We start from the raw sequence: 24,337 nt of genomic DNA, 5'->3' as shown, positions 1-24,337 counted from the left end.
CCCCTAAACCGTTTATTTGTCGGGTAATCTTTCCCAAAAGGGGGTGCAGGGGGCGGATGCCCCCTGCCCGCCGGAGGCGAACAAAAACAACACACGCCCCGGAACAAGAGGCAGAAAACAAAGAAGGAAGCCCATGGCGGACATCATCGTGCTGGACGACGTCATCGACGCGGGGGTGCTGATCAAGCGCATCCTGGAGCGCAAGGGGCACGCGGTCTCGGTGTTCACGGACGAGGAAGAGGCCATTGCCCACGTGCGCGGCAGGGGCGCGGACCTGGCCATCCTGGACATGAAGCTGCGGCGCATGACCGGGGTGGAGGTGCTGGAAGAAATGAAAAAGCTGCGCCCGGACATCCGGGTGATCATGCTGACCGGCTACCCCACCCTGGAAACGGCGCGCGAATCGTTGCGCCTGGGTGCCAACGAGTACTGCGTGAAGCCCATCGACAAGGACGAACTGGAAAGCAAGGTGGCAGAGGTGCTGGGCGCGTAGCGCCCGGGCGCTAGGGACGGGTAACGCCCGTGCGGTCACGGAAACGGCGACCGGCAAGGGCCGGGCCGGGCGCGTCAACGCTGTCCTGCCGAGCCTGATGCCCTGTCTCCGCCATCACCACTTTCGCAAGGGAGCGCAATGGCCATCGGCGAACTGTTCCGTCACTGGACCTACCAGGTCTTCGCGCCCGGCACCCTGCTGCGGCGCAAGTACAACGCGTTCCGCGAGCTGTTGCGGCACGATTCGCGCAGCCTCGAACTCATCGCCGAACTGGAGGACATCCACTACGGCAACGAGAAGGTGGACTGGTCGCGCGTGATCGAACTGGCCGACCAGCTGGACGACGCGGTGCGCGCCATGCTGGGGCAGCTGATGGAGATGAACCCCGCCCGGTACATGGGCCTTGCCGACTACTGCAACAAGATCGCCTTCTACATGCGCATGGCGGTCAGCGTGCCCGAGCCGGACCTGGCCCCCCCCTACGTCATCCCCCTGGCGGAAGCGCACCAGCACCCGGACCGCGCGGGCGGCAAGGCCGCGCGCCTGGCCACCGTGCGCAGCCAGTCCATGCTGCCCGTGCCCGACGCCACGGTGGTCACCGCCGCCGCCTACCATTACTTCATCGAGCACAACGAACTGCGCGAGCCCATCGACGCGCGCCTGCGCAGCCTGCGCCTGTCGCGTCCCGACGAACTGGCCGCCATTTCCGAGGAACTGCGGGCCATGATCATGAAGGCGGAACTGCCGCCCCGGCTGGAAGAGGACATCCTTACCGCCGCCTACGCCATGAGTCCCCTGCGCGCCCCGCTTGCCGTGCGCAGCAGCGCCGTGGCGGAAGACGGCCCGGTGTCCTTCGCCGGGCAGTACGCCAGCGTGCTGGGGGTGGAACCGGGCCACGCGGGCATGGCCTGGAAGCGGGTGGTGGCCTCCAAGTACCAGCCGCGCGCCCTGTCCTACCGCATCCTGCATGGCCTGGCCGACGCGGAAACCCCCATGGCCGCGCTGCTCATGCCCATGCTGGACGCGGCCTGCGCCGGGGTGATCTATACCCGCGACCCGGACCCGCCGCGCCGCCTGCCCGCAGAGGAACTGGCCGAGGGCGTCACCGCCGTGCACGCCGTGGCGGGCACCGGCGACGTGCTGGTCAGCGGCGACACGCCCGCGCAATCGGCGTGGCTGTCGCGCCGCCCGCGCAGCCGCATTCTGGAACGGCCCGAAGCCGTGGGGGCCACGCTTGCGCAGCCGGTGCCGACCACGCCCCTGCTGACGACCGAAGACATGAAGCGCCTGGCCCGTTATGGCCGCGAGTTGGAAAGCCTGTTCGGCGAGCCGCAGGACGTGGAATGGGTGCTGGATACGGCGGGGCGCATCTTCATCGTGCAGTCGCGCCCGGTGCCCGGCGGCACGGAACACGGCATCGTGCCGGAACAGACCGCCGGGGCGGAAAAGGGGCCGGATGCCGGGCAGGATGGCCCGAACGGAATGGACGGCGCAGAAGGCACCGCGCCCGCCGCGCCCCCCGCACCCGCTGCATTTGGCGCAGCTCATGACAGCCTGCCCCTGCTGGCTGAAGGCAGCGAACCGGTCTCCGCCGGGGTGGGCAGCGGCACGGCCCGCCATGCGGCCATCTGCTGCGAAATCGGCGACATGCCCCAGGGCACCGTGCTGGTCACCACCACCCTTGGTCCTTCGCTGACCCGGATCATCGACCGGCTGGAGGCCGTGGTGGCCCAGACCGGCAGCCGGGCCTGCCATTTCGCCTCGGTGGCCCGCGAGTTCGGGCTGCCCGTGGTCACCGGCATCGCCGATCCGTTCACGGCCATTCCGGATGGAACAGTGGTCACCGTGGACGGGGCCACGGGCCGGGTGCATGCGGGCAAGCCCCCCCACGAAACGGGGGACGGTTCGCGGCCCCGAGCCCGGCGCAAGGCTGCGGCAGCGGCCCGCGAACGGCGCGGCGGCATGCGCCGTCTGGCCCGGGCCATGCAGCACATCGCCAAGCTGAACCTGACGGACCCGGCATCCAGCGACTTCGCGCCCGAAAACTGCCGGTCCATGCACGATCTGGTGCGCTTTGCCCACGAGCGCGGCGTGGCCGAGATGTTCTCCCTCGTGGGGCGCGGCGGGCGCGGCCTTGGCGGCGCCAAGAAGCTGCGCACCGACGTGCCCATGATCATGTACGTGCTGAACATCGAGGACGGGCTGTTTCCCACGGCGGCGGGCAAGGAAGAGATCGGCCCCGACGACTTCCGCTCCACACCCATGTGGGCGTTGTGGTTCGGCCTGTCCGCCGCGCGCGAGCTGTGGGCCAACATGCCCCCGGCGGCGGACTGGAACGAGCTGGACCGCATCAGCGGGGGCATCTTCCGGCGGGATGCGCCCCAGCTGGCCAGCTATGCGGTGATCTCCGCCCACTACGCGCACCTGATGATGCGCTTCGGCTACCATTTCGCGCTGGTGGACACCCTGTGCTCGCCCGACGACCGCACCAACTACATCCAGTTCCGCTTCAAGGGCGGCGGCGCGGCGGCGGAAGGGCGCGAACTGCGCATCCGGGTGCTGGAACGGGTGCTGGCCCGCCAGGGCTTTGCCGTGAAGACACGCGGCGACCTGCTGGACGCCCGCCACGGCCCGGACGCCGACGCCGTGATCCAGAAACGCCTTGCCATGCTGGGCATGCTGCTGGCGGAAACGCGCCTGCTGGACGTGCGCATCGGCGATGTGGACGAGGCGGAGGCCATGGCCGACGATTTCCTGTCCCGGCTCGATACCGCGAGCGGGAACGCGCCATGACCGCGCCCGCGCAGCCCCCATCCGCCCCGCCAGCCGCACCGCCGCCGGGCGGCCCCGCGCGCGGGCCGTCGCAGGCCCCGACACCCGAAGGACAGGACGGCGGCTCGTCCCGCAAGGGGGGGCTGCTGCAACGCGCCGCGCGGGGGGTGGCGGCCTTCCTGCGCAACGCCCTGACCACCCAGGCCCCGTCGGGCCATCCCACGTTTCCGGTCACCTGGGTCACCCAGCACATCGCCGCCGGGCCCGCGCCGGTAACGCGCGAACACCTCGATGCCCTGCGCGAGCAAGGCATCCAGGCCATCCTGAACCTGTGCGAAGAACTGTGCGTGCTGGCCGACCTGGAGCAGGAGCGGGGCTTCGACGTGTTCTACCTGCCCATAGAGGACGAACACGCCCCGGACGAGGCCGCACTGGAGCAGGCCCTGGACTGGCTGGACGAGGCCGTGTACCTGGGCCGCCGGGTGTACATTCACTGCCGCTACGGCATAGGCCGCACTGGCACGGTGCTGAACGCCTACCTGCTGCGCCGGGGGCTGGGCCAACGCCGCACCGAACGCCTGATGCGCCGCCTGCGTTCCAAGCCCGCCAACTACCGCCAGTGGAGCGCCCTGCGCCGTTATGGGCGCCGCAACCGCGCCCTTACCCTGCGCGAACCCGCGCCGGAACCCGCCCGCCATGACGATCTTTTGCCCGTGCTGGCCGAATACGAGGCCCTGGCCGCCCGGCTGGATGCCGCCCTGCGCGCCATGCCCCACATGGCCAACGCGCCGCAGTGCGGGCGCGACCATGCCCGCTGCTGCCGCGTGCCCCCGGTGGTGACGCTGGTGGAGGCGGCGGCCCTGGCCCGCAGCGCCGACACCCTGCTGACCGCCGCCCAGCGCGGGGCCGTGCAGGAGGCCTGCCGGGCGTACCGCGCCCCCCGCATGGAGTCCGCAGCCGTCCCCGTTCCCAACAGGGATATGGGCGCTGATGCGGGCGTGCCCTTCCGTGGGGCGGATGATGCCAACGTCCCGGCGAACCGGACCGCCTGTCCGCTGCTGGCCCGAACGGTTGGAGCGGTTGGAACGGTTGGGCCGGGCGGAGCAGACGGGATGATCGAGGTGGGTGGGCCAGTTGAAACGGCGGCTGCCGGTGAGACCGCCGCAAACCCCGCCCCGGAAAATACCGCCCCATCCGTCACCCCCGGCGAACCCGCAGGGCGGTGCATGCTTTTCGCCCGCCGCCCGCTGCGCTGCCGCCTGTCGGACATCCCGCCGACCGCCCATGCGACGCCCGGCTCCGGCCCGCCCGGCTCCGACCTGTCCGGTTCCGACCTGTCCGGCGACGGCCCCGGCGAGGGCGAGCGGCTGTGGGTGGAGATGCTGGAACAACCGCTGGAAGAGCTGTCGCGCCGCACCTTCACCGCGCTGGCCGGGTGCGAACCCTCCGAAGATCCCCCCTGCTTCCCCCTGCCGGAAGTGCTGTCCGGCCGCTACGTGCAGACCGTGTTCCACGCCATCGCCTGCCTGCTGCGGCCCACGACGAACGGCAACGGTGGCGGCGACAGATAACGGAGACAACAGGTTACGACGGCGACGGCAGGCCATCCCGGACAAGGCCGCCTGACAACAGCCTCGGCCCGCCGACTGACAGGGCAGGCCCACAGGCGCTCGCCGCTTCCCGCCCCCCATCCGCGCGACATGCGACGACAAAGGGCAGACGGTCGTATCGACCCGCCTGCCCTTGTCATTTTCCCGTTTGCGGGGCGACATGTTGCCATCCCGTCACCCCGTCAGAAAGCGCCCGGCACACCCGCTTTCGCCTTTACGCTACGCTCCCGGCGCGCCCGGCTCTCCCGGTTCCCTGATGGGTTCGCCCAAATACGGCGCGCAGCCGCACGAGCGGGCCAGCACTTCCAGCACGGCCTTGGCGGTGCGCTCGGACGAGGCCGGGTTCTGCCCGGTGACCAGCAGCCCGTCCGCCACCACGTGCGGTTCCCACAGCGGGCCGCGCTCGTACCTGGCGCCAAGGCGGGTCAATTCGTCCTGCAACAGGAAGGGCACCACCCGTGACAGGCTCACCGCGTCCTCTTCGGCGTTGGAAAACCCGGTCATGTTGCGCCGGGCCACCAGCGGCTTGCCGTCGGGCGTGGTGGCCCGCACCAGCACGGCGGGGCCGTGGCACACCGCCGCCACGGGCTTGCCCGCGCGGTGCATGTTCTCGATGATGGCCAGCGAGCGCGGGTCGTCCACCAGATCCCACAGCGGGCCGTGCCCGCCGGGGTAGAACAGCACGTCGTAGTCCTCCGGCCGCACTTCGGCCAGCGGCACGGTGTCCTTCAGGGCGGCCATGGCCGCCGGGTCCGCCGTGAAGCGGCGGGTGGTCCTGTTCTGGGCCTCATCCGCCTCGCTGCGCGGGTCCACGGGTGCGGCGCCGCCCTTGGGCGAGGCCAGGGTGACCCGCGCCCCGGCATCGGTGAACACGTAATAGGGTGCGGCCAGTTCCTCCAGCCACAGCCCGGTCTTGTGGCCGGTATCGCCCAGCCTGTCGTTGGACGTGACGATCATCAACACCTTCATGGCAACCTCCCTATGTGACGGCGGCAAGCGGCCAGCCGTGGCCAATGCGGATAATTCCGGGACGATCCGCGCGCCGCTGACCGGCACCCCCAAACGGCTGGAGGGACAGTGGGGTGGATCGTCCATTATCCCAACATAATGAAGGCCGGGGGAGGGGGCAAGGGGAAAGACGCGCGGCAGGCCGCCGGGGCGCGAGATGCCATGACGGGAGCAGGACGCAGGAACGCCGCCGCCATGGGGTGTGGCGGCGGCTTTCTCCGCATTCCGTACATTGCCCGTCCGATGATTCTCCGATGATCCGCCGTACGCCTCCCGGCCCGGTGTCAGGCGCCGGTTCCGGCACTGCCGCCGCCGGAGCCTGCCGCCCCCTTGCCCGCATCAGGGACCGGACGGGGGGCGGGCGGGGTATTGTCCGGCGCGTCCGCCCGCTCCGCAGTCTCCGCGTCCAGCCGTTCGTCCAGATTCAGCCGGTCCAGCAAGTCCAGGGGGTCCGAGTGCTCTGGCGGGGCTGGCGAAGGTGCTGGCGGCTGCTCCATCAATGCCGTATCGCGGTCCGCCCCGGCGGCCTTGCCGGGGCGGGCGCCCTGCGCAGGATACGGGTGCGGCGCAGTGGCCACTTGCGGTTGCGCAACGGTGGCCCCGGCAGTGGTCGCCGTGGCCCCGCCCGCGTCGGCCTTCGGGCCGGGCAGTTTTCCGAACGTGGCGGGAATGAAGTATTCCGAACAGCCGAAGGCAATGCTCACCACCACCGTCTTCAGCACGTCGATGTTGTACACGGCGGCCCCGCCCTGCATGCCGCCCCCCGCGTCCAAAGGCAGAAACAGGTCGTTGATGTTGAACAGCGAGATGATCTTGGCGTTGACCAGATAGCACCCCGCCAGCGCCCCCACCGCACCGATGAGCATGCGGTTGCCGATGTACCAGACCGACGCGTACGACTCCACCTCGCGCAGGCGCGACGTCTTGAAATAATTGTTCATGCGCAGGGCCACCGTAACCAGCGCGCCCGCGCAGCCACCCGCCAGCGCCAGCAGCATCACCTGGCCGATGCCCGGCCCCCTCCACGGCAGCCCGGCAGAGCCCATGCCGCCCGGCAGCCAGTTGACCAGCCACCCGGCCACCAGCCAGAACGCGGAGGCCGCCAGTGCGGACAGTTCGGCATGGAACAGCATGACCGCAAAGGTCCCCAGCATGAGCCACACCAGAGACTTGCAGGTGCGTTCCAGCAGCCACTTGCGCCGTTCGCGCTTCTGCGATTCCAGTTGCAGGTCCACAAGGATGCGCGCAAACAGTTCCCGCCGACACTGGGACGACATGGCCTTGGGGTCCACCTCGGCGTAGAAGCCCGCCGTGTCCGGGTCCATGATGCTGCGGGCCTGTGACAACAGCCGTTCTATCTCGATGAGCACGCGTTCGTCGGTATGAAACGGGGCAAGGCTCTGTTCCACGAAGTAGGCGTCGTCCCACGAGAAATCCGGTTTCTCCAGCCGGGCCGTCACGGCAGCGTGCACATCCGTTCCCTTGAATGGTCCACGGGCCAGCAGCCCGGCCTGGGCCGACAGGGTGGTGCGGAATTGTTGCAGTATCTTGGTATCCTTGCCGCAAATGTTGGCATCCGACATGACGGCCCCCTTGCCGGGCGCGGCCCGGCCCCTGTGCGCGTTACGTCCTTCCCTGTTCGCGCCATACCGCAGCGACCGCACAGTGCCATTATTTTCCGGCCAACCCGACGAACGCCCCGCAGCCGCCAGACGAAAAACCCCGCCGGAAGTGTCTTCCGGCGGGGATACTCGTATCGGGCGTACGCTTGCGGCGGCAGACGATGCGCGCCCTAGCTGATGCCGAACCTGGCCTTGGCCTCCTGCCTGCGGGCATGCAGGATGGGTTCCGTATAGCCGGAGGGCTGCTCTCGCCCCAGCAGGACAAGGTCGCAGGCGGCCTGAAAGGCCACGCTGGCATCAAAGTCGGCGCTCATGGGCCGGTAGGCCGGGTCACCTTCGTTCTGGCGGTCCACCACGGCGGCCATGCGTTTGAGCACCGCCACCACCTGGTCGCGGGTGCAGATGCCGTGGTGCAGCCAGTTGGCGATGTGCTGGCTGGAAATGCGCAGGGTGGCGCGGTCTTCCATCAGCCCCACGTCGGTGATGTCCGGCACCTTGGAACAGCCGATGCCCTGCTCCACCCAGCGCACCACGTAGCCGAGGATGGACTGGGCGTTGTTGGCCAGTTCCTCTTCCACCTCTTGCGGGGTGGGGCGGGATGCGGGCTCCATCAGGGGCAGGGTCAGCAGGTCGGCCAGGCTGGCGCGGCGCTGGCCCGCCAGGGTCTTCTGCACGGCGGCCACGTCCACGGCGTGGTAGTGCATGGCGTGCAGGGTGGCGGCGGTGGGCGAGGGCACCCACGCGCAGTTGGCGCCCGCCCTGGGGTGGCCGATCTTGGTTTCCACCATCTCGCGCATCATGTCGGGCTTGGCCCACATGCCCTTGCCCACCTGGGCGCGCCCGGCAAGGCCGCAGGCCAGGCCCACGTCCACGTTCCAGTCCTCGTAGGCGATGATCCAGCGTTCGCCGCGCATGGCGTTCTTGCGCACCACCGGCCCTGCTTCCATGCAGGTGTGGATTTCGTCGCCGGTGCGGTCCAGGAAGCCGGTGTTGATGAAGATGACCCGCTCCGCCGCCGCGCGGATGCATTCCTTCAGGTTCACCGTGGTGCGGCGCTCCTCGTCCATGATGCCGATCTTCAACGTGTTGCGCGGCATGCCCAGGGCGTCTTCCGCCATGCGGAACAGCTCTGCGGTAAAGGCCACCTCTTCCGGCCCGTGCTGCTTGGGCTTGACGATGTACACCCCGCCGGTGCGGCTGTTGCGGAAGCTGGACGTGCCGCGCAGGTCGTGCAGGGCGATGTAGGCCGTGGCCATGGTGTCCAGCATGCCTTCGGGAATCTCTTCGCCGGACCGGTTGAGCACCGCGTCGGTGGTCATCAGGTGGCCCACGGTGCGCACCAGCAGCAGGCTGCGGCCCGGCAGCAAGAACGCGGCCCCGTCCGGCCCGATGTACTCGCGGTCGGGGTTCAGGGTACGCAGCACGCTGCGCCCGCCCTTGGGAAATTCCGCCGACAGGTCGCCCCGGAACAGGCCCAGCATGTTGCGGTAGGCCAGGGCCTTGTCCGCGCCGTCCACCACGGCCACCGAATCCTCGCAGTCGAGGATGGTGGTCATGGCTGCCTCCATCACCACGTCGCGCACCTCGGCGGCGTGCTCGCGACCGATGGAATGCTCGCGGTCAATGCGGATTTCCGCATGCAGGCCGTGGTTGCGCAGCAGCACCGCGCCGTTGCCTTCGGCGGGCGCGCCCGCATGCCCGGCGAAACGGGCGGGGTCGGCAAGGCCCGTTTCCGCGCCGCCCTTCAGGGTGACCACCAGTTTGCCGCCGCGCACGTCGTAGCGCACTGCGTCGGCATGGCTGCCGGTGGCCAGCGGAAAGGCCTCGTCCAGGAAGGCGGCAGCCCGCGCCACCACCAGCGCCCCGCGCGCGGGGTTGTAGGCGCCACCGCGCGGCGCGCCGCCCTGGGCCGGGTCTTCGGAAATCACGTCGGTGCCGTACAGGGCATCGTACAGGCTGCCCCAGCGGGCATTGGCGGCATTCAGGGCGTAGCGGGCATTGGTGATGGGCACCACCAGTTGCGGCCCGGCCACCAGGGCGATTTCCGGGTCCACCCCTTCGGTGGTCACGGCAAAGTCCGGCCCTTCGGGCACCAGATAGCCGATGGAGCGCAGGAAGGCCTCGTAGGCGGCACCATCGTGCGGCGCGCCCCGCCGCTCGCGGTGCCATGCGTCGATGGCGTCCTGCAATTCGGCCCGCTTCGCCAGCAGGGAACGGTTCCTGTCGGCCATGGTTTCCACCATGTTCTCAAGGGCCGTCCAGAACCTGTCGGGGTCCACGCCGGTGCCCGGCGCGATGTCGCGGACGATGACGTCATACAGCGGCGCTGCGATCTGCAGGCCACCCACCTGAACGCGCTGCGTCATGTTTGTGCTCCTGTACGTTGGCGGAACGGGCCGGAAGCGGCAAAAAACGGGCTGCATCGTCGAAGGCGGGCGGACGCCGGAACGCGCCCCGCCACCCACCGATGCCCACGGGCGGGAGCCGCGCGCGGCAACGCGGACTCCGGCCCCATTTCAATGGCATACCCGGCCTGCCCCCCCATTGCAACGCCCCCGCGCTTCCGCCGGGTTCCGCACCGCAGGTGACCCCCGGAATCATTCCCGAGGCGGTTGCCTTTCGGGCGATGATAACTATTTTCAAACATGGACCGGCGCACGCCGTCCGCCCCGGAACCTGCGCGGCCACCGCCGTGCCCGCCCCTTCGAAGCCGATCCCCGTCGGTCGGCACTGGCCGAAAGGCCCGACATGCCGTTTCCGGCACTGTCGCGCGCACGGTGGTCGGCATCCGGGTTCCCGTCCGGGGCGCATGGCGCGCCGGTAACGACAACGGAGGAACCGCCATGAAACTGGACGCACTGCACCCCCGGAACTGGTTCCACAAGGGTGCCGAACGCGATGACGCCGGTTCCGACCGGCATGACGATGGCAGCCTCGTGGCGCCCATTCCCTTCGACGTGGAATGCTCGCGCGAGGCGGACGCACTGCGTGAAGCCCTGGAATTCGCGGGCACCATGGACCTGCTGTACGAGGCCCTGCCGGAACAACCCGCCGAATGCGGCTTCAAGGACGCCCGCCGCCTGGACGTGGACATTGCGGTGGAAAACGACACCTACATGGTCGTGGCCGATGTGCCCGGCCTGTCCCGCATCGAAGACAACGGCATGGGCGACGGCGATGCCGCCGACCTGCATGTGAAGGCCGAGGGCAACCGGCTGTCCATCACGGGCCGCACGCGGTCGTCCTCGCGCGACAAGGGCCGGGGCTGGCACCGCATGGAACGCCAGCCCGGCAGCTTCCGGCGCATTCTGGTGCTGCCGGACGACGCGGTGGCCGAGGGGCTTTCCGCCTCGGTCAATGACGGCGTGCTGACCGTCAGCATCCCCCGTGCCTCGTCGGAGGAATGCGTGTGGGTGCCCGGTGAGGACGCCCCGCGCGCCGGGTGCCACGCCTGACCGGGACCACGCCCGGGCAGGCCGCCCCACGAACGGACGGGACCACGAACAGACGGGACCAAGGACAAACGGGGCCACGAGCACACGGGACAGGCACGAGCCAAACCCGCAGCCCCCTCCCACACGCGGCATGCCGCACACCGTCCGCCGGGCCGCACTGGCACCCGGCGGGCATTCCGGCCCCCATGCCCCGCACTCATGGAGTCCGCACGGCAACCGGTGGCAACCGACAGCCGGGCGGTCCGTTCAGTGCTTCGGGACATTGGGCACTCGCCACGCCGACGGCGGAGGGTAAACCCCCTCCGCCGTTTTTCGTGTGGCCCTTCGTCCGGACCGGGGCGTGGGCCGCATCGCGCCCGGCCACCCGACCGGACAGTTCCTTCCCCACCGCCATCCCGCGCCCGTCGCGCCATTCCGGCCACGTTGACACCTGTCGCGCAACCTGCCAGCCTGTCACAGTAGACACTCCTCTTTTTTCACTCGTCCCTTTCACCCTTTCGGCCACGCGGCGCGACCGGAAGGGTGCGCACGCGCGCCGCACGGAGGGCAGGCCATGCAACTGACCAACCGCGTCCACTGGGTGGGCAAGATCGACTGGGAACTGCGCACCTTTCACGGGCAGGAATATTCCACCCACAAGGGGTCCAGCTACAACGCCTACCTGGTGCGCGACCCCGGTGGCCGCACCGCGCTCATCGAAACGGTGTGGGGGCCGTATGCCCGCGAGTTCGTGGACAACCTGGCGAAGGTGGTGGACCTTTCATCCATCGACTACGTGGTGGCCAACCACGGCGAGCCGGACCACAGCGGCGCCCTGCCGGAACTGATGCGCCACATCCCCAAAACACCGGTGTACTGCTCTGCCAACGGGATCAAGTCGCTGAAGGGCCAGTACCACGCGGACTGGGACTTCCGGGTGATGCGCACCGGCGACAGGCTGCCGCTGGGCAACTGCGAACTGGTGTTCGTGGAAATGCCCATGCTCCACTGGCCCGATTCCATGATGTGCTACCTGACCGGCGAAAACGTGCTGTTCAGCAACGACGCCTTCGGCCAGCACTACGCCTCGGAACTGATGTTCGCGGATCTGGTGGACGAGTGCGAACTGTGGGCGGAAGCCATCAAGTACTACGCCAACATCCTTACCCCGTTCAGCCCGCTGGTGACCAAAAAGATCGACGAAGTGCTGGCCCTTGGCCTTGCCGTGGACATGATCTGCCCCAGCCACGGGGTGATCTGGCGCAAGGACCCGCTGCAGATCGTGCAGCGCTACCAGCAGTGGGCTGCCAACTACGCAGAACACCAGCTTACCGTGGTCTACGACACCATGTGGCATTCCACCCGGCGCATGGCCGAGGCCATTGCCGCCGGGGCCGTGCAGGCCGACCCCACGCTGACGGTGAAGCTGTTCAACTCCGGGCTGGTGGACAAGAACGACATCATTACCCAGATCTTCCGGTCCAAGGTGCTGGCCGTGGGTTCGCCCACGGTGAACCGGGGCGTGCTGACCTCCGTCGCGGGCCTGCTGGAAGAAGTGGAGGGGCTGAAGTTCCGGGGCAAGAAGGCCGCGGCCTTCGGCTCGTACGGCTGGAGCGGCGAATCGCCCAAGGTGCTGGCCGAGCGGCTGGCCAAGTGCGGCTTTTCGCAGGTGGGCGACCCGACCCGCGAGGCCTGGAACCCCGACGACGAAGGGCTGGAACGCTGCCGCGCCCTGGGCCGTCAGTTGGCCGAGGCCGCCGGGGAATAGCCGGACGCCACGGCAGAATGCAAACGCCACGGGGCGCGGGGATACCCGCGCCCCGTTTTCGTGCCACGCGCACCGGCGCATCTGACCAGCCGCACTCGCCGCCATCCCGCTCCCGTTGACGGCACACCGCGCCGCCCCTATGACGGCGGCAGGCAGGGCGCATACCACGCGGCCCACCCCACACCGGACGCACCGCGCACAGCGGGCACATCGGGTAAGCAGGGCAAACCGGCCCGCGCCCCCATCGCAACCTCCACCACGAGGAACCCATGCACCGCCGCACGCCGCCCTTCACGGGCGAATCCTGCGCCACCGGGGCCTGAGCGCCGCCGCAGGCCCCGGGCGGGGCCGCCGCGTCATTCCCCGCCGCATCCGCATCCGCTTCCGCCTTCCTGTCCGCGTCCGGGTGCGCACCCGGCGGGCACGCCCCTGCCGCGCTGAACCCGGCGGAACGGGTGCTTGTGGCCCGTGCCGTGCGCGACCGCTTCATCGCCGTGGCCCAGGGGCCGGAAGGCAAGTTCCGCTACCCGGTGGGCGACGCCGGGCTGGCTGGCCTTGGCTATGACGCAGCGCTTACCGGTCGCCTGCCCGCCGCCGTGCGCGCCCATTTCTGCGGGGTGGGCAACCCCTTCGCCACGGTGGACGCCTGCGTGTGGCCACCGGCATGCCTGCTGCCGCCACCGCCCCCTGCCGGATATCCATCCTCTTCCGGCAGCGGCGTGCCCGGAGACATCTTTTGCGACATGCCGGACGCGGAACTGGATGCCCCGGTACGCTTTGGTGACGAGATCGGCGACAGCCCCGCCGCCCCCCGCGACCGCTGCCTGCCGCCGGAATTGGCCGCCTGCCCGGTGCGCCCCGGCGATGCCGTGCTGGACGTGGGCTGCGGCGCGGGGGTGGACACCCTGTGCGCCGCCCTGCTGGCCGGGCCATGCGGCGCGGTGACCGGGGCGGATGCCAGCCCGCACATGCTGGACCGCGCCCGCGCCAATCTGGCTGCCATGGATGCCGCCACGGACGCAGCCGCGCCCCCGATGGAGCGCGTCCCTTACCTGTCCGGACCAGACCTGTTCGGGCCAGACCGCCCGTCCGCCCGGATTCGCTTGGTGGAAACCGGCGCGGAGTGCCTGCCCTTTGCCCCCGGCAGTTTCGACGTGGTCATTTCCAACGGGGTGTTCAGCCTGATAGTGGACAAGCCCGCCGCATTGCGCGAAATCCACAGGGTGCTGCGGCCCGGTGGCCGCCTGCGCCTGGCCGACCAGATGCTGGACGGCCCTGCCCCGCAGGGGGCGGACGTGATGTCCAACTGGTTCCGCTGACAAGGCGGCGCCGTACCGGGAACGGAGTTCCTGGCCATGCTCCGCGAGGCGGGATTTCACGATGCGGCCTGCCTGGGACGCACCGGCTACCGCAGCTCGTCCGTCACCGAAGGGATGCTGTTCGCCGCCACCCGGGCGGAATGATCCGACCCGCGCGTCTGGTCGGCACACGGGCAGCACACCGTCGGCACGCGCAGCCGCACACGGGCAACAGTTGGCCCGCATGCCGCCAGCATGCCGGACACGCGACGCATCACCACGCACCACCACGCATGATGGGAGAACCGCACATGACCACCCCCGCCGCCGCTTCCGGCCTGCCCGCCATCACCTGGGACGACTTCGAAAAGGTGGAACTGCGCACCGGCACCATCGTGCAGGTGGAACCGTTTCCCGAGGCCCGCAGCCCCGCGTGGAAGGTATGGGCCGACTTCGGGCCGGGCATCGGCGTGCTGAAGTCCAGCGCGCGCATCACCCACCTGTATGGGGCGGACGACCTGCTGGGCCGCCAGATCATCGGCGTGGTGAACTTTCCGCCCCGGCAGATCGGGCCGTTTCGCTCGGAATTCCTGGTCACCGGCTTTGCGCAGGCGGACGGCAGCGTGGTGCTGGCCGTGCCGGAGCGGCCCGTGGACAATGGCCTGAAACTGGCCTGAGGCGCGCCTGACCGGGCATCCGATTTCTCTTTTCACCCGTTGACGCTGTTGAACAAACTGCCTTCCAGACCAACGGATTTTCGACATCATCCTCATGCATTCCAAGGTTTTTCCATGACCAGTCACGCCAAAACTCCCGCCGCCAGCAGCGCAGCCGATCAGCCTGACCACGCCGCCGGGGCCGACCAATCATTCTTCCCCGACCACACCGACCGGCCCGACCAGTCCGGCCAGCCGACTCGTCCCGTGCGCTACGTCATGGGCGTGGACACTGGCGGCACCTGCACCGACGCCGTCCTGGTGGACGCCGCCACCCGCCGGGTAGTGGCATCGGCCAAGCGGCCCACCACCCACCACGACCTTGGCCGGGGCATGGCCGGGGCCATGGCCGCCGCGCTGGCCGCGTCCGGCCTGCCCGCCAGCGCCGTGGACCTGGTCTCCGTGTCCACCACGCTGGCCACCAACGCCGTGGTGGAAGGGCAGGGGGCAGAGGTTGGGCTGTTCATCATCGGCTACGCCGGGCGCATCACCGTGCCCTGCGCCTCCATGGACGCCATCCCCGGCGGACACAAACTGGACGGGTCGGAAGAGGAGCCGCTGGCGCTGCACCGGCTGGTGGACGCCATCCGCCTGATGCAGAACCGGGTGGACGCCTACGCCGTGTGCGGCATGATGAGCTTCGTGAATCCAGCCCACGAACTGGTGGCGGAACGGGCCATCGGCATGGTTGACCCCAAGCCGGTGTTCTGCTCGCACCTGGCCAGTTCGCGCGCGGGCATGAAGGAGCGCGCGGCCACGGCGGTGCTCAACGCGCGGCTGCTGCCGGTGATGCGCCGCTTTCTGGATGGCGTGCGCACCGCGCTCGCGGGGCTGGGCATTGCCGCCCCGGTGGTGGTGGTGCGCGGCGACGCCACGGCCATGCCCATGGACGCGGCCCTGCGCAACGCATCGGCCACCGTGGCCAGCGGCCCCGCCGCCATGGCCGGGTACGGCGCGGCGCATGCAGCGGGCAGGCTGCCGAATGGGAATGCGGATGCCGGTAGGCTGCCGGACGGAGATGGAGACGCCGGGCATGCGGGCGATATGGCAGCGCACGCCACGGCTGCGGACACAGCGCCGGAAGCGTCGCCGTCCACAGCAACGGGCGCCGATACCCCGCCACCGCCGGACGCCCTCATCGTGGACGTGGGCGGCACCACCACCGACGTCACCCTGCTGCGCCGGGGCCGCCCGGTCATCCAGGCCGACGGCATGGTGGTGGGCGACTGGGAAACCCACGTGGAAGCCGTGGAAATGTTCACCGTGGGCGTGGGCGGCGACAGCCTGGTACGGCCCGAGGCGGACGGCACGCTGTCCGTGGGGCCGCTGCGGGTAGTGCCCCTGTGCATGGCCGGTCCCCTGCCCGACCCGGCACAGTGGCTGCGCGCCGGGGGCCGGGCGCGGTGCATCTGTCCCGTGCGCCGTGAGGGCGCAGGCGATGCAACGGCGGGAAGCGCCGGACAGGGGGCCGAACTGGGGGGCGAACTGGGGACCGAACAGGCCGCTGCATCGACCACACCGTTGACCGCCCCGTCCGGTGACGCCGCCGAACGCGCGGTGCTGGACCACCTGAACGCCCACGGGCCCACCCCGGCGGGCGACCTGCTGCGCGCGCTGCGCCTGCCGGAAAGTACGCTGGAGCGGGCCATCGACAGGCTGGTGCGCCAGCGTGCCGTGCAGGTGGCCGGGTTCACCCCCACCGATGCCCTGCACGTGCTGGGCCTGCTGGACCTTTCCGGATTGTCCGATATGGGCGGCCTGCCGCCCGGAGCGGGCAACACCGCCGCTGCGCTGGCCGGGGCGCGGGCACTGGCCGCACTGCTGCCGCCGGTAGCGGGGGACGAAGGCGCGCAGGGAAGCGCCGAGAGGGGAGCGGGGAATGCCGCCGCATCGCAAGCCGCTGCCGGCGAGCCTTTCGATACCGTACCGGGTAGCGCAGCATCCGACGACATCACATCCGGCTTCTCCGGCACCCCGCCCAATACCCCACAGGACGCGGCCCGCGCCGTGCTGGCCGCCGCCAGCCAGCGTATCGAGGATGCCGTGGTCCAGCACGTGGCCCGGCGCGAGGTGGGCGGCAACTTCGCGGCCTATCTGGCCCAGCGGCACCGCCATGCGTTGCTGCGGATCAACGTGTCGCTGGGGGTGCCCATGGTGGGCATTGGCGCGGCGTCGCGCCATTTGCTGCCCGCCGTGGCCCAGGCGCTGGGCACATCAGTGACCTTTCCGGCCCGCTACGACGTGGGCAACGCCTTGGGCGCGGCCCTGCTGGCGCTGGGCGAAGGGACTGCCGCAGGGGAGTGACGCGGCGGCCCCAGAGGCACGAACGCCACGAGTGGCAGGATGACAGGGTGACGGGGGCACGCACGCCGACAAGAAACACGAAATCCGAGCGGACCCCCACGGGGCACCGAAAAAGGCGTGCCCCGAATCCGACGGCAATGGGAGCGTCAATGCCGGGAGCAACGGGCCGCAACGAACGGCAACAGACGTCCCTGCCGCGCGCGTCGCCGCCCCATCCCCCCGGTTCGTGCGTCATGCGCAGGCCCCCATCTTGACGCGCGCCCCCCTTTCAGCGCACCGTCACCGGGCCGGACCCGACTGGGGCCGGGCGCGGCGAGTTTGGGCGGGGGCGGGTTCGGGCGTTGCAGACATCCGCGCCACCGCGCGCCCCAGCAACGCTGGGCTGCTCCCCCGCTGGCCGCGCGCAATCATCGTCACGCACCACCGCCGCCACGCGGCACGCAAGGATACCCCATGCACAGCCACGATCCTTTCCAGCCCCCCAAAGCCGACGCCTGCGGCTGCGGCCACGACCATGACCACGACTGCCAGTGCGCCGCCGGGGCGCACCGCCCGTCCTGCTTCGACGCCGCGCTGGAAGTTGCCAGCGAATGCGAGGACTGCCGCGTGGTGCACGCCTGGCTGCACCTGCACGGCAAATGGGTGCTGCACGCCTGGGGCGAAACCGACGAGGCCGTGTACGACCTGACGGAAACCCGCAATCCGCAGCCCCGCGCGGACTACTACGCCCGCAACGGCGTGACCGAAGAACGCCTGCGCCGCTACGGAAGGGTGGAATTCTTCACCATCATGGCCGACACCGGCAGCTTCGGCCCCTTCGACACTGCCTTCTTCTTCGCGCCGGAAAGCGACACCGACCCGCTGGCGCGGTAGCCCGCGCCCCGGCCTGCGCGTCCACGTCACCCCATCTCCTGCAAACACCACGGGCCGAAGGATCACTCCTTCGGCCCGGTTGCGTGGTTTTGCCCTCTGTTTTCAGTCCCTCCCCCAGCCGCACGCGACCTGTGCCGGTTGCCCGGCGGCATCCTTTCCCGCGTCCGTCCACCCGCCCCTAGCACACCCGACTCACTGCGGCCCACCCTCCACCGCCGCCGGAATGTCATCCGGGTACGGACGGGCGCAGCCCACGGCCAGCAGGTCAACGGCCTGCTCCGGGTCGGTATCGTGTACCAGAGCAATAACCCGGTTCCGCTCGCATGTGGGGGCTTTCCTGTCCACGGGCGTACCCCAGAAATTCTCAAGCCCTTCCAGGTATTCGTCCCCATCACCCATCACATAGCATACGGGCAGGCTGCCGCACCCCCTTGTGCCGACAATCTCCACGGTCAACAGCCGTGCGCGCCGAACCAGCTCAACGCCCTGCACCACGGCGGGCATGACCCTGCGCCTGTCTTCCTCGTCCGAGGTCCCCAAGCCGCGCACCCGGCAGATATCCCCGTCGGCGCATGTCGCCGCAATCCGCCGGGCAGCCTGCGACGTCCCCATGAAATAAAGTGCCGGAGTGCCCCCCGATGCCCAAACGGTCCAGTATCCCTTGCTCGTCTTGCGTACCCTGCCCGTGACGTCGAAGGGCACGCGGGGCGCTGCGGACAACCGCCGTACGCCTTCGATGCGCATGAACGCGGGGCCGATGCGCAACGTGGGTCCCACTGTTCCGGTTATCCGGCACAAGTCACCGAACGCGCACACCTCGTGTATCCTTGCAGGGAACGGATCACCCTCGTCGCGGTACGCAACGTCTCCCTGACTGGTGCGGAATAAGAGGCCCCCACAATGCCTTCGACCGCTTCCGCGTGCGCCGTGCCAGGCATTGCCCAAGCAACAAAGACCAACATTAAAATGATTAACGGCCACTTATTTCTCGCCATTTGGCTCTCCCTGAGAAACCAGTGCGTCATGCAAGTTCTTTAAATTAACGTACTCTGAAGAAACGCGTCTTCCAATTTCGCTTTCCTCGCCAAATCGTTGATGCACAGCATTTGAAAGAGCATCCAGTTGACCTTTGACATCCATCTTCTCCAACTCTCCCTTGCTTGGCATCAACTTTTCGAAGTGCTTTGCAAATCCCCCACCTCCTGTATGCACCCCCATGGAAAACGCCGCGCTTTTAATGGCTTCCGACCCCGTATCAAGGCCAACCCTTTCAAAGGCGTCCAGTGTCGGCTGGTAATGCGTCCTCTGGATATATGCCTCGTTGGCGTTGGCCAACGCGTCAGGGTGCTTGCGAGCCATTTCCGGCCATGCGGCGGCAATCGCCTTAGGGTCGTCCTTCAGTGCTCGGTATTCTTCCGGCAGGTTCGCCGCTTCACGGCTTTTCATGAAATCCTTCAACGTATCCCCGGTCAACTGGTACGGCCCGCACGACCCTGATTTTGATACGGTTTCCAACCCCTTGGCCGTGGTTTCGTGCAAGGCGGTGATGTCGCCGGGCTTGCGGTAGTAGTCCAGTATCTTGTCCTGCCGAAGGATGTTGCGTTTGGGATCGGCAAAATCGCCCAGAGGCGGCGTACGGCGACCCGGTGTGATCTTGCCGCCCGTTGCGGTGCTTGCTGCGCCGCCCCCCGCATCCGTGGCGCTGCCGTTCTGCCAAACGCTGCCATTGCGGTTGGCGGCCAGCAGAGTGCCTGCAAAGGGGTCGTCCTGCGTTTCCCGCGCCGGAGCCGTGCCGTCGCGCAGCGCCAGATCGTCGTCGCTCGTCGCATCCGGTGCGCCGGGCCATTGCCGCAACATTGCGTCAACGCGGGGCGAACGCTCCTGCCCGACAGAAGGCGAACGCCGCTGCCAGGGATGCACGTCCTGCGGAAAGGCCGCCTCCATGGCGCGTTCCCACCAGCGCGTGCCCGGCGCGTTGTTACGTTCGGGGACGGAGCCGCTTCCGGCGGCATCCGAAAATTCCACCAACTCGGCCTTGCCTGCGGCAGGGGCCAGCCCCCTCCACACTCCGACCTCCTCGGAAAGAGGGGTGGGGAGGTCCTTCCTCTCGGCACCCTGCGAGGGCTGTCGTTCGGGGCGCGTGACGTTCCTGCGTTCGAAAATGTCGCGCATGCGTTCTTCCTGCAACACGTCGTACCCCCGGTCGCGGGGCTGCCGGAACCCGGCATAATCTTGCAGTTCGTGAACGCCGGTGTCGTCGAACATGGTGCGCTGGAAGCGCTGCCGCCAGTCCTTGTCCTCGTCGTCGGGCAACATGCCCTGCCCGTCGTGGCCAAAGGCGTCGATGGTGCGGATGCCCTGCACCAGTTCTCCATACCAATCCTGCATGGTGCGCGCCGAACGGGCGCGGCCCACAACGCCTTCCAGCGAACCCGCCAGCTTGCGGCGGCGAGGGTCGTCGGCGTTCTTCAGTCCGGACGTGAACAAGCCTTAGGGGCTGTTTCCAAATTAGGATTTTCGTCCGTTGGCAAGGAAAACGAGCCTGCCATGAGGGAGTATACTCTTATTGTATTTGACCGACATGGCAGGTGACGTTTGACGAAGCCAACGGGCGAAAGGACAATTTAGAAACTGCCCCTAGGCCATACGCGCCTCCATGTATAGATGGGTGTGAAGCTTCGGACGCCATGCGGCATGCCGATATGGCGCAGGCAAAGCGGCGGGGCGGGTTGCAGCGCCCCGCCACCAGAGGAAATGCACGCCCCGATGGCGCGGAGCCAGCGTATCCCATGCCTTGCGGGCACCTCCGGCCACAGGGGGATCGGAAGGGGGTTGCGGAGCGGTCCCAAGGGTGCCCCGCCATGACGCAAAAAACCGGAGAACCTCCGGGAGCACGACCATGTCGCCCGGACGCCGATTCCGCTCTTTGCGCCGCCCTGCCCCCCATCAGCCCCCGGCCCCACTCGCAATAACAAAGCAACGGGCCGGAGGATCACTCCTCCGGCCCGTGTCATGCCTGTCATATCCTTTGCGGTAGCTGCCTGCCCCAGCCCTGCCCAGCCTGCCCGGTCCAGTCCGGTCCAGTCCGGTCCAGTCCGGTCCAGTCCGGTCCAGTCCGGTCACGCCCGGCCCTGGCCCGCCCCCTACCCGGTCCGACACTCCCCGGCCAGCCGCCCCAAGGTGCGCAGCCCTTCGGCCATGCGCTCGTTCCACAGGCCGTTGCAGCCAAGGCGCAGGTAGTTGGCGAACTTTTCCTGCGTGCTGAACACGGCCCCCGGCGCAACGGATATGCCCGCCTGCCGCGCGCGAAAGAACAGTTCCACACCGTCGGTGCCGGGCGGCAGTTCCACCCACAGCACGCCGCCGCCCTCGGGCCGGGTCACCCCGGTGCCGGGCGGAAAGCAGTCGGCCAGGTGCATGCGCATGGCCTGCATCTGGCGCGAAAAGGCCGTGCGCAAGCGGCGCAGCTGCCGCTCGAACAGCCCCTGCCGCAGGTATTCGGCCATGGCGAACTGGGTCAGGGTGGCCCCGCAGACGTTGGTGGTGGCCTTTATCTCCCGCGCGCGCTCGCCAATGCGCCCGGTGACCATCCAGCCCATGCGAAAGCCCGGCGCCACGGTCTTGGAGAACGACGAACACAGCGTAACCAGACCGTGCACGTCCCATTGCAGAAAGGTGGACGGGCGCGAAGGGCCGTAGTGCAGGTCCGTGGACACGTCGTCTTCTATGAGATGGATGCCCCGCTCGGCCAGCATGTCCAGGATTTCGCGCTTGGCGTCGTCGGGGGTCAGGCTGCCGTCCGGATTGTTGAAGTTGGGCGAAAAGGCGCACGCCGCCACCTGGTGCCGATTCAGGATGTGCCGCACGTCGCGCGGGTCCACCCCCGCCTCCGGCGTGCTGGGCACCTCGATGGCCCGCAGCCCCAGCGATTCGATGAGTTGCAGGAAACAGTAGTAGGTGGGCGACTGGATCATCACGATGTCGCCGGGCCGGGTCAGGCAGCGCAGGGCAATGTACAGCGCCTCCACCGCGCCGTTGGTGACCAGGATGTCGTCCGGCCCCACGCCCACGCCGCACTCGCGATGCCGCCAGGCAATCTGGCGGCGCAATTCCAGATCACCGGAAATGGTTGCGTAGGCGGCGGCCTCGCCCGCGCGCGAGCGCATCACCTCGGACAGGATGCGCCCCAGCGCCCGGCCCGGCAGCAGCGTTTCGTCCGGGCAGAGCACCCCGAAGGGCACCAGGTCGCGGTTGCCCACGGCTTCGAGCACGGTGGAAATGAGCCGGGCGCGGTTCACCTCGCGCGGGCCGGTGGGTGGGGCCGGGCGGGCCTGCGGCACGGGCAGCCCGCGCATGCCCCGGCGCACGAAATACCCGGAGCGGGGCCGCGCCTCGATGATGCCCTTGCGCTCCAGTTCCAGATAGGCGTGCCCCACGGTGGCGATGGACAACCCCATGGAGGTGGCCAGCCCGCGCAGCGAGGGCAGCCGGTCGCCGGGGCGGAACCTGCCGGACTGGATCATGTCCGCCACGTGGCGCTCCACCCGGTGGTAGTGGAAGGCGGCGGTGTCGGCGGCGGGCGTGCCCCCCTGCGAAGGGGCGGAAGCGGCGGTGACGCGGGATGCGGCGGCGCGGGGTTCGGCAAAATCGTCTGCGGTGCCGACGGGCTGATCGACGTCCGCATCGACACCGGGGGCCGGAGCGGCAAAGGGGCGGGCGGGCATGGGGCCTCCTTGCAAGGGCGGGGAAGGGTGGATGCGCGAGGCGGGCGGGGCTGTTCCGGTCAAACCCAGCACTCACGCCATCTGTTATGCCTGTTTTTCTGTTTGACTGTATCTGTTCAGGTGACAGATTTCATGGTCATGTGCAACCCGGAGGTTGCACCATGGCTACCGTTTCATCGCCCGACAAGGGCCATTCGTCCCCGTCGCGCCAATCCGCGCCCGGCCTGCCCGAGGCCCACCCGTACGGCCAGTCTCGCCGCACGGCTGGCGCATCCGCGTCCCGTCTGGCCGCCGTGCTGTCCGGCATGCGCCAGGCCCTGCCCATCGTGCTCGGCTACGTGCCGGTGGCCTTTGCCTTCGGGGTGCTGGCCCGCAAGACCGGCATGCCCGCATCCGGCGCGGTGTGCATGTCGCTGATGGTCTTCGCCGGGTCCGCCCAGCTCATTTCGGTCAGCCTGCTGGCGGGCGGGGCATCCCCGGCCACGGTGGTGCTGACCACCTTCGTGGTCAACCTGCGCCACCTGCTGATGTCCGCCGCGCTGGCCCCGGCCCTGCGCCGCTGGCCGCGTGCGCTGCAAGCGCTGTTCGCCTTCCAGTTGACGGACGAAACCTTTGCCCTGCACGTCAGCCGCCTGCCCTCCGCCCCCGGCGATGCGCGGCCCGAGCCGCCCCGCGCCGAAACCCTGGCCCTGAACATGACCGCGCAGTCTGCGTGGGTCATCGGCACCATCATCGGCGTGTTCGGCAGCGAACTGGTGGCCGACGTGCGCCCGCTGGGGCTGGACTACGCCCTGCCCGCCATGTTCATCGCCCTGATGCTGCCCTACTGTCGCAAGGCCCGGCGCTTTGCGCTGGCCGCCGTGCTGGCCGGTGTGCTGTCCGTGCTGCTGGCGCTGGCCGGGGCCGGACAGTGGAACGTGATCATCGCCACGGTGTGCTCGGCCACCCTGTGCACCCTGCTGCCCGCACGGGCTGGTGCCGCGCAGCACGCCGCCGACAACACCAATGACGCGGATGGACCGGACGGCCTGAACGGCCTGAACGGGCCGGATGATCTGGCCGGTCTGCCTGATCTGGCGCAACCGAACGGGGCGGGCCGCGCCCCCACCCTGTAGCCGCGCGCCACGAGGAGACCGGACATGACCACCACCTTCTTCCTGATGCTGTGCGGCATGCTTGCCGTCACCTACATACCCCGCGCCGTGCCCCTGCAACTACTGTCGCAGCGCGAACTGAACCCCGTCATCACCCGCTGGCTGTCCTTCGTGCCGCCCGCGGTGCTGGCCGCCCTGCTGGCCCCGGACCTGATCATGAAACAGGGCGCGCTGCACATGGCCGCCGACAACCTGTACCTGCTGGCCGCCGTGCCCGCCACGCTGGTGGCGTGGCGCACGGGCAGCTTCTTCGGCACCATTGCCGTGGGCATGGCGGCCGTGGCGTGTGCACGGTTTTTCGGCATGGCCTGATTCGGGCCGATGGCGGCAACGGCCACCCCCGTCAATGTACCGGCTCGTGGCCGTCGACAGGCTCTGTGTAGCCTTTCTCCCTTCTCCCTGCGTGGACGGACCGGACACGCGGCGGTGCGGCACCCTCCTCGCCGCGCCGCCGCCATCCGGATCCGCGCTTCGCCGCCCCACAGCGCGCCATCCCGTTCCATTCGCCCCGCCCCGGCGTTGTCCGTGCGTCGTCCGCGCGCAGTATCCGGCGTTGTCCGT

General features: G+C 69.1%; 17 protein-coding genes. 11 read left to right on the top strand and 6 right to left on the bottom strand.

The genetic code is table 11. The features are described from left to right. The first annotated feature begins 133 nt into the window (after positions 1-133). The 3 genes from ABWO17_RS13780 (at position 134) to ABWO17_RS13770 (ending at position 4,836) form a co-directional block, all read left to right on the top strand. Entirely contained in the window at positions 134-493 is a 360-nt protein-coding gene (locus ABWO17_RS13780) for a response regulator (protein ID WP_353119480.1), read from the top strand. A 138-nt stretch (positions 494-631) separates the two neighbouring features. Beyond that, positions 632-3,286 (top strand): PEP/pyruvate-binding domain-containing protein, encoded by a 2,655-nt coding sequence (locus ABWO17_RS13775; RefSeq protein ID WP_353119477.1) that lies wholly within the window; start codon positions 632-634, stop codon positions 3,284-3,286. Further along, complete coding sequence (locus tag ABWO17_RS13770; protein WP_353119475.1) at positions 3,283-4,836, top strand: protein-tyrosine phosphatase family protein; 1,554 nt, start codon at positions 3,283-3,285, stop codon at positions 4,834-4,836. Before ABWO17_RS13775 ends, ABWO17_RS13770 begins: the two co-directional genes overlap by 4 nt. Before the next feature lie 258 nt (positions 4,837-5,094). On the opposite strand, the gene ABWO17_RS13765 is transcribed toward ABWO17_RS13770, so the two are convergent. The 3 genes from ABWO17_RS13765 to ABWO17_RS13755 all read right to left on the bottom strand — a co-directional run bounded on the left by ABWO17_RS13765 (position 5,095) and on the right by ABWO17_RS13755 (position 9,871). Then, the gene (locus ABWO17_RS13765) at positions 5,095-5,844 is read right to left on the bottom strand and encodes a type 1 glutamine amidotransferase domain-containing protein (protein WP_353119473.1); all 750 of its coding nucleotides are present in this window, start codon (positions 5,842-5,844) and stop codon (positions 5,095-5,097) included. 323 nt (positions 5,845-6,167) lie between these two features. Further along, positions 6,168-7,466 carry a hypothetical protein gene (locus ABWO17_RS13760; protein ID WP_353119471.1) on the bottom strand — a complete coding sequence of 433 codons (1,299 nt, stop codon included), beginning with the start codon at positions 7,464-7,466 and terminating at the stop codon, positions 6,168-6,170. A gap of 209 nt (positions 7,467-7,675) precedes the next feature. Continuing rightward, positions 7,676-9,871, bottom strand: a complete 2,196-nt coding sequence (locus ABWO17_RS13755; protein WP_353119469.1) for a malate synthase G — start codon at positions 9,869-9,871, stop codon at positions 7,676-7,678. A 477-nt stretch (positions 9,872-10,348) separates the two neighbouring features. Here ABWO17_RS13755 and ABWO17_RS13750 point away from each other — a divergent pair, with 477 nt between their 5' ends. From ABWO17_RS13750 to ABWO17_RS13725, 6 genes are all read left to right on the top strand, one after another. Next, positions 10,349-10,960 carry an Hsp20/alpha crystallin family protein gene (locus tag ABWO17_RS13750; RefSeq protein WP_353119467.1) on the top strand — a complete coding sequence of 204 codons (612 nt, stop codon included), beginning with the start codon at positions 10,349-10,351 and terminating at the stop codon, positions 10,958-10,960. Between the two features lie 553 nt (positions 10,961-11,513). Then, a complete protein-coding gene (locus ABWO17_RS13745) occupies positions 11,514-12,707 on the top strand; it encodes an anaerobic nitric oxide reductase flavorubredoxin (protein WP_353119465.1) in 1,194 nt (397 codons plus the stop codon). A gap of 455 nt (positions 12,708-13,162) precedes the next feature. Further along, positions 13,163-14,026 (top strand): methyltransferase domain-containing protein, encoded by an 864-nt coding sequence (locus ABWO17_RS13740; RefSeq protein WP_353119463.1) that lies wholly within the window; start codon positions 13,163-13,165, stop codon positions 14,024-14,026. A 290-nt stretch (positions 14,027-14,316) separates the two neighbouring features. Next, on the top strand, positions 14,317-14,682 hold the full coding sequence (locus ABWO17_RS13735; protein WP_353119461.1) for a tRNA-binding protein: 366 nt from the start codon (positions 14,317-14,319) through the stop codon (positions 14,680-14,682). Between the two features lie 114 nt (positions 14,683-14,796). Continuing rightward, positions 14,797-17,025, top strand: a complete 2,229-nt coding sequence (locus ABWO17_RS13730; RefSeq protein WP_353119459.1) for a hydantoinase/oxoprolinase N-terminal domain-containing protein — start codon at positions 14,797-14,799, stop codon at positions 17,023-17,025. Positions 17,026-17,478: 453 nt separating this feature from the next. After that, the gene (locus ABWO17_RS13725; protein WP_035067756.1) at positions 17,479-17,898 is read left to right on the top strand and encodes a hypothetical protein; all 420 of its coding nucleotides are present in this window, start codon (positions 17,479-17,481) and stop codon (positions 17,896-17,898) included. A gap of 192 nt (positions 17,899-18,090) precedes the next feature. On the opposite strand, the gene ABWO17_RS13720 is transcribed toward ABWO17_RS13725, so the two are convergent. From ABWO17_RS13720 to ABWO17_RS13710, 3 genes are all read right to left on the bottom strand, one after another. Continuing rightward, positions 18,091-18,447 (bottom strand): hypothetical protein, encoded by a 357-nt coding sequence (locus ABWO17_RS13720; RefSeq protein WP_353119457.1) that lies wholly within the window; start codon positions 18,445-18,447, stop codon positions 18,091-18,093. A 432-nt stretch (positions 18,448-18,879) separates the two neighbouring features. Beyond that, positions 18,880-20,385 (bottom strand): VgrG-related protein, encoded by a 1,506-nt coding sequence (locus ABWO17_RS13715; RefSeq protein ID WP_353119455.1) that lies wholly within the window; start codon positions 20,383-20,385, stop codon positions 18,880-18,882. Positions 20,386-21,041: 656 nt separating this feature from the next. Continuing rightward, entirely contained in the window at positions 21,042-22,622 is a 1,581-nt protein-coding gene (locus ABWO17_RS13710) for an aminotransferase-like domain-containing protein (protein ID WP_353119453.1), read from the bottom strand. Between the two features lie 161 nt (positions 22,623-22,783). On the opposite strand from ABWO17_RS13710, the gene ABWO17_RS13705 reads away from it, so the two are divergent. Next, the gene (locus ABWO17_RS13705; RefSeq protein WP_353119451.1) at positions 22,784-23,737 is read left to right on the top strand and encodes an AzlC family ABC transporter permease; all 954 of its coding nucleotides are present in this window, start codon (positions 22,784-22,786) and stop codon (positions 23,735-23,737) included. A gap of 24 nt (positions 23,738-23,761) precedes the next feature. Further along, the gene (locus ABWO17_RS13700) at positions 23,762-24,088 is read left to right on the top strand and encodes an AzlD domain-containing protein (RefSeq protein ID WP_353119449.1); all 327 of its coding nucleotides are present in this window, start codon (positions 23,762-23,764) and stop codon (positions 24,086-24,088) included. Positions 24,089-24,337: the final 249 nt, after the last annotated feature.

Origin of the sequence: Nitratidesulfovibrio sp. (assembly GCF_040373385.1) — a bacterium.
Classification (GTDB): Bacteria; Desulfobacterota; Desulfovibrionia; order Desulfovibrionales; family Desulfovibrionaceae; genus Cupidesulfovibrio.
The sequence above is the reverse complement of the archived record's forward strand: the minus strand, read 5'-3'. Positions and strand labels throughout refer to the sequence as shown.